Raw genomic sequence first — 12,147 nt, forward strand, 5'->3', positions numbered from 1 at the left:
TTATTCTTTAGGGGCGTGCATGTCAGGACCCAGGTCGATGCGCGCGCGGTCCGGTTCGACTTCGCTCAAAGCCTCGACTTCGCGCATCGTCTCCATCGAGCGGACCGCCAGGTCGTGGTACTGCTTCGTGCCGAAGCTTTTCCAGCTGATGTCCTTGTCCGTCAGTTCGCGCATGATACGCGCCGGCGCGCCCATCACCATGCTGCGCGGCGGAATCACCATGCCGGCCTTCACAAAACTCATCGCGGCGACGACCGATTCCTCGCCCACCACGGCGCGGTCCATCACGACCGCATTCATGCCGACCATGGCGTTGCGCTTGATGCGGCAGCCGTGCAGCACGGCGCCGTGGCCGATGTGGCCATCGATTTCGACTACCGTGTCTTCGCCGGGAAAGCCGTGCATCACGCAGGTATCCTGCAGGTTCGCGCCTTCTTCCAGAATCAGCCGGCCAAAGTCGCCACGCATCGATGCCAGCGGCCCGACGTAGCAGCGCGGGCCGACGATCACGTCGCCGATCAGCACCGCGCTCGGATGCACGTAGGCGCTGGGATGGACCACCGGCGTGACGCCATTGATTGCGTAGACCTTGACCATGGCGCGCACCTTATACTTTTTCGATGACGAGAGCAATGCCCTGCCCGACGCCGATGCACATCGTGCACAGCGCATAGCGCCCGCCCGTGCGGTGCAGCTGGTTCACGGCGGCCAGCACCAGGCGCGCGCCCGAGGCGCCCAGCGGGTGGCCGATGGCGATCGCGCCGCCGTTCGGGTTCACATGCGCGGCGTCGTCGGCCAGGCCCAGGTCGCGCGTGACCGCCAGGCCCTGCGCCGCGAAGGCTTCATTGAGTTCGATCACGTCCATCTGGCCGATGGACAGGCCGGTCATCGCCAGCACCTTTTTGGTGGCCGGCGAGGGCCCGAAGCCCATGATGCGCGGCGCCAGGCCGGCCATGGCCATGCCGACGATACGCGCACGCGGGCTCAAGCCGAAGCGTTCGGCGGCGCTGCCGGAGGCGATCAGGATGGCGCAGGCGCCATCGTTGATGCCCGATGCGTTACCGGCGGTGACGGTGCCGTCCGGCGTAACAACGCCTTTCAGCTTGGCCAGCATCTCGATGCCGGTATCGGGACGCGGATGCTCGTCGGTGTCGAACACGCGCGCGTCGCCCTTTTTCTGGGGGATCGTGACGGGAACGATTTCATCCTTGAAGACGCCGGCGGCGTGGGCGGCGGCCCAGCGCTGCTGGCTGCGCAGGGCAAACGCATCCTGGTCGGCGCGGCTGATGTTAAATTCCTTCGCCACGTTTTCGGCCGTTTCGGGCATCGAATCGATGCCGTATTTTGCTTTCATGAGCGGGTTGATGAAGCGCCAGCCCATGGTCGTGTCTTCGATCCTGGCCGCGCGCGAAAACGCGCTGTCGGCCTTGCCCATGACGAAAGGCGCGCGCGTCATGCTTTCAACGCCGCCGGCAATGATCAGGTTCGCTTCGCCGGCCTTGATGGCGCGCGCCGCAATGCCCACGGCGTCCAGGCTGGAGCCGCACAGGCGGTTGATGGTGCTGGCCGGGACTTCCGGCGGCAGCCCGGCCAGCAAAGCGGCCATGCGGGCCACGTTGCGGTTGTCTTCGCCGGCCTGGTTGGCGCAGCCGAAATACAAGTCGTCCACGGCCGTCCAGTCCACGCCGGGGTTGCGCGCGATCAGGGCGGCAATCGGCAGCGCGGCCAGGTCGTCGGCGCGCACGCCGGACAAGGAACCGCCGTAGCGGCCGAACGGGGTACGGATGGCGTCGCAGATAAAGGCGTCGGTCAGTTTGCTCACAGGTGCTCCTTGATTCAGTTCGATTTCGGGCGCTGGTCGATCACGCGCCGGGCCTTGCCGGTCAGGGTGCGCTCGATGCCGTTGGCCGGCAGCAGGTTCACCCGCGTGGTCACGCCCACATAGGTCTTGATGCGGTGTTCAAGCTCGCGCGCCAGGGCCGCGATGGCGTCCTGCGACTGCGCGGGGTTGTGTGCCCCATCGCGCAGTTCCGCCACCACCTCGAGCTTGTCCAGATGGCCGTCGCGCGAGACCACCAGCTGGTAGTGGGGCGCCAACAGCGGCATCTGGAGGATCAATTCTTCGATCTGGCTGGGAAATACATTCACCCCGCGGATGATCAGCATGTCGTCCGAGCGGCCGCCGATTTTGCCCATGCGGCGCATCGCGCGCGAGGTCGGCGGCAGCAGGCGCGTGAGGTCGCGCGTGCGGTAGCGGATGATCGGCAGCGCTTCCTTGGTGAGCGAGGTGAACACCAGTTCGCCCTCGGCGCCGTCGGGCAGCACTTCGCCGGTATCCGGATCGATCACCTCGGGGTAGAAATGGTCTTCCCAGATCACCGGACCGTCCTTGCTCTCGATGCACTCGCTGGCCACGCCCGGCCCCATCACTTCGGACAGGCCATAGATATCGACCGCGTCGATGCCGGCGCGCCGTTCGATTTCGCCGCGCATGGCGTCGGTCCACGGCTCGGCGCCGAAAATGCCGACCTTCAGCGACGACGCCGCCGGATCGAGCCCCTGGCGCGTGAATTCCTCGATGATGTTCAACATGTACGACGGCGTGACCATGATGATGTCGGGCTTGAAGTCGCAGATCAGCTGCACCTGCTTTTCGGTCTGCCCGCCCGACATCGGGATCACGGTGCAGCCCAGCCGCTCGGCGCCGTAATGCGCACCCAGCCCGCCGGTGAACAGGCCATAGCCGTACGAGACATGCACCATGTCGCCGGCGCGCCCGCCGGCCGCGCGGATCGAGCGCGCCACCACGTTGGCCCAGGTGTCGATGTCCTTCTGCGTGTAACCCACCACGGTCGCCTTGCCGGTGGTGCCGGACGAGGCGTGAATGCGCACCACCTTCTCGCGCGGGACCGCGAACAGGCCGAAGGGATAATTATCGCGCAGGGTCTTCTTGTCGGTGAAGGGGAACCTGGCCAGGTCCGCCAGGGTGCGCAGGTCGTCCGGATGCACGCCGGCGGCGTCGAACGCGGCGCGGTAGTGCGGCACGTTGTCGTAGGCGTGCCTGAGCGACCATTTCATGCGTTCGAGCTGCACGGCTTGCAGTTCGTCGCGGCTGGCGCGTTCGATCGGCTCCAGGTCGCCGGGAGCGGGCGTGCGTTGGACCATGCTGTTCTCCTTATTGAGGAAGTTCGGCCACGTTGCCGGCCACGCGGTGCGATTTGCCGCGGAACAGGGCGACCGTGCGGCCGTCCTGGTTGGTGACCTTGATGTCATACACGCCGGTTTTACCGGCCAGCGCCTGCTCGATCGCTTCCGCCGTCAGCAAGTCGCCTTCGCGGCCCGGGGCCAGGTAATCGATGGTGCAGCCCGCGCCCACGGTGTTCAGGTTGTGCGAATTGGAGGCGAAGGCAAAGGCGCTGTCGGCCAGCATGAAGATGTAGCCGCCGTGGCAGCTCTGGTGCCCATTGAGCATGTCGAAGCGCACCGGCATCGTCATGCGCGCGTAGCCGGGACGGATTTCAGCGAGCAGCATGCCGAGCGCCTGGCTGGCGGGATCGCGCCCGAACATGGTTTTGCCGGCCAGTTCGGCCAGCGCCTGAGGATCAATGTGCATGGGTCAGAAGCCGCTTCCATTGGCGAGTTTGCGGCGCAGCAGCGGCGAGACGCGGTAGCGGTCTTCGCCATACGCGGCCGCCAGGTTGGCCAGCACGCTCACGATATGCGCGATGCCGACCGCATTGGCCCATGCCAGCGGCCCGCGCGGATAGTTGACGCCCTTTTGCATCGCGATGTCGACCGCCTCGGCGGTGCACACGCCCTGGTTGACCGCGTCGGCCGCTTCGTTGGCGAGCATGGCGACGGTGCGCATGACCGCCATGCCGGGCACGTCGTCCAGGCGCGTGACCGCGAAGCCGGCCGCCTGGAACAGGCCGACCGCCGCGTTCCAGGCGGCGTCGCTGCACTGGTCGGCGCGCGCCAGGGCGATGCGGGTCGCCTTGCCGTAATCGAGCGCGAGGTCGAACAGCACCGTGTCCGGATGGCGGTTGGCGCTGGCGCGCTCGGTGGCGCTGCGGCCGTCGGTGAGGAAGATGGCGGCGCCATTGCAGTGGAAAGCCGGCGCCTCGTTTTCGCCCGCATTCGGCAGCGGCTTGCGGTGGCCGACCGTGAAGCCGGCACCGGCCAGGCGCTGTTCCAGCGGATGGGTCACGGTGTCCGGCACGTCGGCATCGATGCTGATGCTGACCACTTCCGGACGCGCATGCGCCGCCTCCTGGCTGGCCGCTGCCTTGGCCGCGCTCTCGCCGTAGTGGTAAAAGCCGCGCCCCGATTTGCGACCGAAGAAGCCGGCGTTGACCATTTCCTGCTGCAGCACCGACGGCGTATAGCGCGGGTCGCCGAAGTAGGCGTTGAACACCGACTGCGTGACCGAAAAATTGACGTCATGCCCGATCAGGTCCATCAGCTCGAATGGCCCCATGCGAAAAGCGCCGCAGTCGCGCATGACAGCATCCAGGGTGGGGGCATCGGCGGCCTGCTCCTGCAACAGGCGCAGGCCTTCGGCATAAAACGGGCGCGCCACGCGGTTGACGATGAAGCCCGGCGTGGACTTGGCGTGCACCGGGTTCTTGCCCCAGGCGGTGGCGGTGGCGTACACCGTCGCGGCGACGGCCGGATCGGTGGCCAGGCCGCTGATCACTTCCACCAGCGCCATCAGCGGCACCGGGTTAAAGAAGTGCATGCCGACCAGGCGTTGCGGGCGGCGCAGCGGCGCGGCAATCGCCGTGACCGAAATCGACGAGGTATTGGTCGCCAGAATGCAGTCCTCGCCGACCACGTTCTCAAGGTCGGCGAACAGCATGCGCTTCACATCCAGGTTTTCGACGATGGCTTCGACCACCAGGACCGCGTCATCGACTTCTTTCAGGGTCGCCACGCTGTGCAGGCGCGCACGCGCCGCAATCGCCGCCTCGCCGCTCATGCGGCCTTTTTCCACCAGCGTTGTGTACACCTTGCCGATATCGGCAATCGCCTTCTCGACCGCGCCGGGGCGCGTGTCGAACAGCTTGACCGGGTAGCCGGCGGCGGCCGCCACCTGCGCGATGCCTGCGCCCATGGCGCCACTGCCGATGACGGCGACGATGCTGCCTTGTTCCAGTGCTGCCATGCTCATTCCCCCATGAAGTGCGGCGTGCGCTTCTCGATGAAGGCGGTCACGCCTTCGCGGTAATCGTGGCTGTAACCGAGTTCGCGCATCATCTCGCCTTCCAGCTTGAGCTGCTCGGGCAAGCTGTTGGCGTAGCTGGCCTGGATGGCGCGCTTGGTGAAGGCCAGGCCCTTGGTCGGGGCCACGGCGAAGTGTTCGGCCATGGCCATCGCATCGTCCATCAGGGCGGTGTCGGCCACGGCCTTCCAGATCAGGCCCCATTGCTCGGCCAGTTCGGCCGGGATTTTTTCACCCAGCATGGCCATGCCCATGGCGCGCGCGTGGCCGACCAGGCGCGGAAGGTGCCAGGTGCCGCCGGTGTCGGGAATGAGGCCCAGCTTGCAGAACACTTCGACGAAGCTGGCCGATTTGGCGGCGATGACGATGTCGCAGGCCAGCGCCAGGTTGGCGCCCGCGCCGGCGGCCACGCCGTTGACGGCGCAGATGACCGGCATCGGCAGCGAGCGCAGGGTCATCACCAGCGGTGCGTAATAGGTTTCGACCGAGTGGCCCAGGTCCACGCCTTCGGCGCCCGGTTCGACCGCGCGGTCCGACAAATCCTGGCCGGCGCAAAAACCGCGCCCGGCGCCGGTGAGCAGCAGCACGCGCACCGTGGGATCGGCCTGCACCGCGGCCAGCGCGGAACGCACCTCCAGGTGCATCGCCTGCGTGAAGCTATTGAGCTTGTCGGGGCGGTTCAGGGTCAGGGTGGCGATGCCGTGCTCGATCTGGAACTTGATGTTTTCGTAGTTCATGGCGCGTCCTGTGGGAGTGGAAGTTGGGGTTGGATTATTCGTGCTGGTCGAAATCGACGACCACTTTGTCGGTCACCGGGAAGCTCTGGCAGCTCAACACGAAACCGCGCGCGATTTCGTAGTCTTCCAGCGCGTAGTTCACGTCCATGTCGACCTTACCGTCGAGCAGCTTGCAGCGGCAGGTCGAACACACGCCGCCCTTGCACGAGTAGCGCATGTCGATGCCGGCGCGCAGGCCGGCGTCGAGGATCGATTCCTTGTCCTTGTCCATCGTGAAGCTGGTGTGGTTGCCGTCCAAAATGACGGTGACCTCGGTCTCGTTGCGCACCAGCGCGTCGAACTGGCGCGGCTTGTGCTGGTGCTTCGGAATGCTGGCGGCGAACAGCTCCACCTTGATATTCTGCTTCGGCATGCCGGCTTCCTGCAGCGCCGCCGAGACGCCGTGCATCATGTCTTCCGGCCCGCAGATGAAGGCGATGTCGATATCCTCGATGCGAATCCAGTGCTTGATGAACTGCTCGCACTTCTCCTTGGTGATGCGGCCGTTGAACAGTTCGATGTCCTGCTGCTCGCGGCTCATCACGTAGGCCAGGTTGAGGCGCTCCATGTAGCTGTCTTTGAGGTCGGTCAGTTCTTCCTTGAAGATCACCGACGACGAGGCGCGGTTCCCGTAGAACAGCGTGAAACGGCTTTTCGGTTCGGCCAGGAGCGTGGTCTTGATGATCGACAGGATCGGCGTGATGCCGCTGCCGGCCGCAAAGGCGACGTAATGGCGCGCGTTATCGGCTGCCAGCGGCACGTTGAAGTGCCCCATCGGCGGCATCACGTCGAGCACCGCGCCGGCCTTCAGGTGTTCATTGGCCCAACTCGAAAACAGCCCGCCCTGGGTGCGCTTGATGGCCACGCGCAGCGCGCCGTCCTGCACCGCCGAACAGATGGAATAGGAGCGGCGCACGTCTTCGTCGCCGATCTGCGCGCGCAGGGTCAGGTGCTGGCCCTGCTGGTAGGCGAAGCTGGCGGCCAGTTCGTCCGGCACGGCGAAGGTGACGGCGATGGTGTCGCGCGTTTCGTTGCGCACCTTGGCGACGGTCAGTGGATAGAATTTGCTCATAACAGCCTTAGTGGCATTTGAAATAGTCGAACGGTTCGCGGCAGTCCAGGCACTTGTAGAGCGCCTTGCACGGCGTCGAGCCGAATTGGCTGGTCAGCTCCGTATGGCTTGAACCGCAATTGGGGCAGGTGACGGCCAGCTTCGGCGCCGCCACGCGCTTGACGCCCGAGCGCAGGCCGCTGATGTCGATCGCCTGCTGCGCCGGCGGGGCAATGCCGTAGCCTTTCAGCGCGGCCTTGCCGGTGTCGCTCATCCAGTCGGTGGTCCAGGCGGGCGAGAGCTGGTTCACCAGCCGCACCTCGGGCACGCCGTGGCTGTGCAGCGCATCGCGCACCGAATCGGCGATCACCGTCATGGCCGGGCAGCCGGAGTACGTGGGCGTGATGGTGACCACGCAGGTGGCCTCTTCCCACGCGACCGCGCGCACGATGCCCAGGTCGACCACCGAAATGACCGGGATCTCCGGGTCGCTGACCTCGCCCAGCCAGGCCCAGACCTGTTCCGTGCTGGCCGGCTGCGTGCTCATTACCACTGGGCCCCGGGGTACGACCGTTGCAGGAACTGCATTTCGGCCAGGATGTAGCCCAGGTGCTCGCTGTGGCGGCCGGTTTTGCCGCCGCGCTGCATCCACGCTGCCGGATCGGGCATGGTCAATGTGGCTTCGGCGAAGATCTCGGACACGTGTTCGATGAAGGCCGCACGCAAGCCGTCGGCGGCGGGCGCGACGCCCTCTTCCACCATGGCGTCGTCGATGGCGTCGTAGAGGAACATCTCGCCGCTGTACATCCACAGTTCGTTGACGGCGGCCTGGGTCCTGGCGTGGCTCTCAAGCGTGCCGTCGCCCAAGCGCACGATCAGGTCACCGCTGCGGCGCAGGTGGTAGGTGATTTCCTTGATCGATTTTTCGGCAATCTCCGCGATGCGCGCATCGACCGACTTGGCCAGCCCCTGCATCAGGAAGTAGTGCCAGGTGTCGAAGTAGAACTGGCGCACCATGGTGTCGGCGTAATTGCCGTTGGGCTGTTCGACGATCAGGCAGCAGCGCATGTCTTGCGCGTCGCGCAGGAAGGCCAGCTGGTCTTCGGTGCGGCCGCGCCCTTCGAGTTCGCCGGCGTAGGTCAGCCACATGCGGGTCTGGCCGAGCAGGTCGAGGGCGACATTGGTCAGCGCCATGTCTTCTTCGAGCGCCGGACCTTTGCCGCACAGTTTGGACAGCTGCTGCGACAGGATCAGGGCGTTGTCGCCCTGGCGCAGCAGGTATTCGATTTTCTGATCCACAGGCACGCTCACAGGTTCTTGACTTCTTCCGGCATCGGGAAGAAGGTCGGGTGGCGATAGACTTTGTTGTTGGACGGCTCGAACAGGGCCGACTTGTCGCCCGGGCTGCTGGCGACGATGTCGGCGGCGCGCACGACCCAGATCGACACGCCTTCGTTGCGGCGCGTGTAGACGTCGCGCGCGTTATTGACCGCCATTTCGGCGTCGGACGCGTGCAGGCTGCCCACGTGCTTGTGGGCCAGGCCGTGCTGGCTGCGGATGAAGACTTCCCACAGGGGCCATTCTTTACTCATTTGATTCTCCGGTGCGGTTCTGTGGATGCTGTGGATCAGGCTGCGGCGCGCGCGGACTTCTTGTCGGCGTAGGCGACCAGCGCATCGCGGAACCAGGCGCCGTCGTCGTACGCCTTCACGCGCGTGCGCAGGCGCTCGCGGTTGCACGGGCCGTTGCCCTTCAAAACGTTCTGGAACTCGCTCCAGTCGATCTCGCCGAATTCGTAGTGGCCCGTCCCGGCGTTGAATTTGAGGTCGGGATCGGGCACCGTCAGGCCCAGGTACTCGGCCTGGGGCACGGTCTGGTCGACCATGCGCTGGCGCAGTTCGTCGTTCGAGAACAATTTGATGCGCCACTGCGCCGACTGCGCGCTGTTGACCGATTCGGCGTCGGACGGGCCGAACATCATCAAGGAAGGCCACCACCAGCGGTTCAGCGCATCCTGCGCCATCGCCTTTTGTTCGGGCGTGCCCCTGGCGAGGCTCATCATGATGTCGTAGCCCTGGCGCGCATGGAACGATTCTTCCTTGCAGACGCGGATCATGGCGCGCGCGTACGGCCCGTACGAGCAGCGGCACAGCGGGATCTGGTTGATGATGGCCGAGCCGTCGACCAGCCAGCCCACGGCGCCCATGTCGGCCCACGACAGGGTCGGGTAATTGAAGATGCTCGAATACTTGGCCTTGCCCGAATGGAGGGCGGCCAGCAGTTCGTCGCGCGAGACGCCCAGCGTTTCGGCGGCGCTGTACAGATACAGCCCGTGCCCCGCCTCGTCCTGGATCTTGGCCAGCAGGATCGACTTGCGCTTGAGCGTGGGGGCGCGCGTGACCCAGTTGCCTTCAGGCAGCTGGCCAACGATTTCGGAGTGCGCGTGCTGGGAAATCTGGCGGATCAGGGTCTTGCGGTAAGCCTCGGGCATCCAGTCCTTGGCTTCGATCTTCACGCCGGCATCGATGCGCGCCTGGAACTCGCGCTCCTGCTCATCCATGTCCTCGGCGCTCTGGACTTTCTTGAGGCCGGTTTCTACGAGTTGTGCGTACATGGTGCTACTCCCATTGCAAAGACGATCAGGCGATATTACGATACGTAAAATCAGAAGTACACAGTTTAATTGAGTCGTATTGTATATGTGTATCCGATCAAGATGGAGCCGATGGCAAAAAACCATGCTGCGCCGATCAGGCGCCAAAGTAAATGGCTGCTTTGCTTGACAATCACCCCACCGCGCCAGACCATGCACCCATGAAACAACTTACCAGCACAGCATGGATCGCCGATTTTCTCGCCAGCGATCCGCCCCGTTCCAAGTCCCTTGTGATGACGATCTTCGGCGACGCCATCGCCCCGCACGGCGGCACCATCTGGCTCGGCAGCCTGATCGAGTTGCTGGCGCCCTTCGGCGTGAACGACCGCCTGCTGCGCACCAGCGTGTTCCGGCTGGCGCAGGAAGGCTGGCTGGTGGCCAACCGGGATGGGCGCCGCAGTTCCTACGCCATCCTGCCGCAAGCCCTTCCTCGCTTCGAGCGCGCCAACCGGCGTATTTACGCGCCGCTGGCCGCGCACTGGGATGGCAACTGGACCCTGGTGCTCTCCGGCGCCGGCAGCATCGACGCGCCCGAGCGCGCGCTGCTGCGCAAGGAAATGCTGTGGGAGGGCTACGCCATGATCGCGCCCGGCATGTTCGGCCACCCGGCCAGCAATGGCGCCATTCTCGAAGAACTGCTCGCGCGCGTGGGCGTGAAGGACAAGCTGTTCGTGTGCCGGGCCAGCGCGCTGCCCGGCGTATCGAGCAGGCCGCTGCAGGACCTGGTGCAGGATGGCTGGGATTTGTCCGGCGTGGTCGACGGCTACCGCCACTTCATCGCGCGCTTCGCGCCCTTGCTGGACTTGCTCGACACCGATGCCGCGCCCGCGCCCGAGCAGGCGTTCGTGATCCGCACCCTGCTGGTCCATGCATACCGGCGCGTGCAGCTGCACGACCCGATGCTGCCGATCGAACTGCTGCCCGATCCATGGCCAGGCAGCAGCGCCTACGAACTGGCGCGCGCCGTGTATGCGCGTACATACGCGGGCGCCGAAGCGCACATCATGGCCACCCTGCGGCGCGAGGACGATGGCGCGCCGCACGCCGACGCCGGCTTCTTCCAGCGCTTCGGCGGGCTGACCGATGGCGACGCGCCAGGCGACGCGCTAAGCGACGCGCCAGGCGACGCGCAAACTGCGTCGGCGGCGGCGCGATAGCGACGCTACAATTACACGCAACTTTTGCGCGTACAAGCGGCTACAATTGGGCACACGTCCCTCAGCCACATTACAAAAAACTCGGAGACTGTCATGCAACGTCGTTCCTTCCTCACCAAAAGCGCGATCGGCGCCACGGCCGGCGTCGTCGCCGCGCCGGCGCTGGCGCTGGCGCAGATCAATCCTGAAGTCAAATGGCGCATGACGTCGAGCTTTCCCAAGTCGCTCGATACCATCTTCGGCTCGGCCGAGGCATTCACCCGGCGCGTGGCGGAACTGACCGGCGGGCGCTTCCAGATCCGCCAGTTCGCCGCCGGCGATATCGTGCCGGGCCTGCAGGTGATGGATGCGGTGCAGGCGGGCACGGTCGAAATGGGCCACACGCCGTCGTACTACTACTTCGGCAAGGACGCCACGTTTGCTTTCGATTGCGCGGTGCCGTTCGGCCTCACCTCGCGCCAGCAGAGCGCCTGGTTCGACCAGGGCGGCGGGCGTGAACTGATGCGCGATTTTTTCAAGGGCTACGGCATCGTCAACTTCATGGCCGGGAACACGGGCACGCAGATGGGCGGCTGGTACCGCAAGGAGATCAAGTCGCTGGCCGACGTCAAGGGCATGAAGATCCGCATCGCCGGTTTCGCCGGCCGCGTGATGGAGCGCATGGGCGCGGTGCCGCAGCAGATTCCGGCCGGCGACGTGTATGCGGCGCTGGAAAAAGGCACGATCGACGCGGCCGAGTGGGTCGGCCCGTACGACGATGAAAAGCTCGGCCTGGCCAAGGTGGCGCCGCACTACTACGCGCCGGGCTGGTGGGAAGCCGGGCCGCAGCTGTCGTTCTACATCAATATCAAGGAATGGGAAAAGCTGCCCGCGCAATACAAGGCGGCGGTGGAAGCGGCCAGTTTCGAGTGCCACGTGACGATGCAGGCCGAGTACGACACCAAGAATCCGCAGGCACTGGCGCGCCTGATCAAGAACGGGGCCAAGCTGCACACCTTCTCCAGGGCGATCATGGACGAGGCGTACAAGATCTCGACCCAGGTCATGGAAGAGGAAGCGTCGAGGAACGCCAAGTTCAAAAAAGTGTACGATCCGTGGAAGCGGTTCCGCAACGACCAGAACATGTGGGCCTCGGTGTCGGAGCAGGTGATGCAGAACTATATGATTTCGATAGGAAGAAAATAGCTTTAGGCTCATTTGCGCCAGGTCAAACGAATCGGCCGGCGCATTTGATACCTTCGATGCGGGCGACCCTGCCTGGGTGCGTCGCTTACCGGGGATTGACT

General features: G+C 65.2%; 13 protein-coding genes. 2 read left to right on the forward strand and 11 right to left on the reverse strand.

What is annotated here, in order from left to right; translation table 11 throughout:
• The 11 genes from paaY to paaA are packed head-to-tail and all read right to left on the reverse strand — an operon-like array spanning window position 1 to window position 9,662.
• Window positions 1–597 carry a phenylacetic acid degradation protein PaaY gene (gene paaY, locus RBA41_RS04955; RefSeq protein WP_306621631.1) on the reverse strand — a complete coding sequence of 199 codons (597 nt, stop codon included), beginning with the start codon at window positions 595–597 and terminating at the stop codon, window positions 1–3.
• A 10-nt stretch (window positions 598–607) separates the two neighbouring features.
• A complete protein-coding gene (pcaF, locus tag RBA41_RS04960) occupies window positions 608–1,813 on the reverse strand; it encodes a 3-oxoadipyl-CoA thiolase (RefSeq protein WP_306622044.1) in 1,206 nt (401 codons plus the stop codon).
• 23 nt (window positions 1,814–1,836) lie between these two features.
• Window positions 1,837–3,165, reverse strand: coding sequence for a phenylacetate--CoA ligase PaaK (paaK, locus tag RBA41_RS04965; protein ID WP_306621633.1), 1,329 nt, complete (start codon window positions 3,163–3,165; stop codon window positions 1,837–1,839).
• A 10-nt stretch (window positions 3,166–3,175) separates the two neighbouring features.
• A complete protein-coding gene (gene paaI / locus RBA41_RS04970; RefSeq protein ID WP_306621635.1) occupies window positions 3,176–3,613 on the reverse strand; it encodes a hydroxyphenylacetyl-CoA thioesterase PaaI in 438 nt (145 codons plus the stop codon).
• A 3-nt stretch (window positions 3,614–3,616) separates the two neighbouring features.
• Entirely contained in the window at window positions 3,617–5,164 is a 1,548-nt protein-coding gene (gene paaH, locus RBA41_RS04975; RefSeq protein WP_306621637.1) for a 3-hydroxyacyl-CoA dehydrogenase PaaH, read from the reverse strand.
• A gap of 2 nt (window positions 5,165–5,166) precedes the next feature.
• Window positions 5,167–5,958 carry a 2-(1,2-epoxy-1,2-dihydrophenyl)acetyl-CoA isomerase PaaG gene (paaG, locus tag RBA41_RS04980; RefSeq protein ID WP_306621639.1) on the reverse strand — a complete coding sequence of 264 codons (792 nt, stop codon included), beginning with the start codon at window positions 5,956–5,958 and terminating at the stop codon, window positions 5,167–5,169.
• 34 nt (window positions 5,959–5,992) lie between these two features.
• Window positions 5,993–7,069, reverse strand: coding sequence for a 1,2-phenylacetyl-CoA epoxidase subunit PaaE (gene paaE, locus RBA41_RS04985; protein WP_306621641.1), 1,077 nt, complete (start codon window positions 7,067–7,069; stop codon window positions 5,993–5,995).
• A gap of 7 nt (window positions 7,070–7,076) precedes the next feature.
• The gene (gene paaD, locus RBA41_RS04990) at window positions 7,077–7,595 is read right to left on the reverse strand and encodes a 1,2-phenylacetyl-CoA epoxidase subunit PaaD (RefSeq protein ID WP_306621643.1); all 519 of its coding nucleotides are present in this window, start codon (window positions 7,593–7,595) and stop codon (window positions 7,077–7,079) included.
• Window positions 7,595–8,347: a 1,2-phenylacetyl-CoA epoxidase subunit PaaC gene (paaC, locus tag RBA41_RS04995; protein WP_306621646.1), complete on the reverse strand. Its 753-nt coding sequence runs from the start codon at window positions 8,345–8,347 to the stop codon at window positions 7,595–7,597. Before paaC ends, paaD begins: the two co-directional genes overlap by 1 nt.
• 8 nt (window positions 8,348–8,355) lie before the next feature.
• Window positions 8,356–8,640 carry a 1,2-phenylacetyl-CoA epoxidase subunit PaaB gene (gene paaB, locus RBA41_RS05000; protein ID WP_099875134.1) on the reverse strand — a complete coding sequence of 95 codons (285 nt, stop codon included), beginning with the start codon at window positions 8,638–8,640 and terminating at the stop codon, window positions 8,356–8,358.
• Between the two features lie 35 nt (window positions 8,641–8,675).
• Entirely contained in the window at window positions 8,676–9,662 is a 987-nt protein-coding gene (gene paaA / locus RBA41_RS05005; RefSeq protein WP_306621650.1) for a 1,2-phenylacetyl-CoA epoxidase subunit PaaA, read from the reverse strand.
• A gap of 200 nt (window positions 9,663–9,862) precedes the next feature.
• On the opposite strand from paaA, the gene paaX reads away from it, so the two are divergent.
• The gene (gene paaX / locus RBA41_RS05010; RefSeq protein WP_306621652.1) at window positions 9,863–10,861 is read left to right on the forward strand and encodes a phenylacetic acid degradation operon negative regulatory protein PaaX; all 999 of its coding nucleotides are present in this window, start codon (window positions 9,863–9,865) and stop codon (window positions 10,859–10,861) included.
• A 93-nt stretch (window positions 10,862–10,954) separates the two neighbouring features.
• Window positions 10,955–12,046, forward strand: coding sequence for a TRAP transporter substrate-binding protein (locus RBA41_RS05015; protein ID WP_306621654.1), 1,092 nt, complete (start codon window positions 10,955–10,957; stop codon window positions 12,044–12,046).
• Window positions 12,047–12,147 lie beyond the last annotated feature (101 nt).

Source organism: Massilia scottii, assembly GCF_030846495.1.
Lineage (GTDB): Bacteria > Pseudomonadota > Gammaproteobacteria > Burkholderiales > Burkholderiaceae_D > Telluria_A > Telluria_A violaceinigra.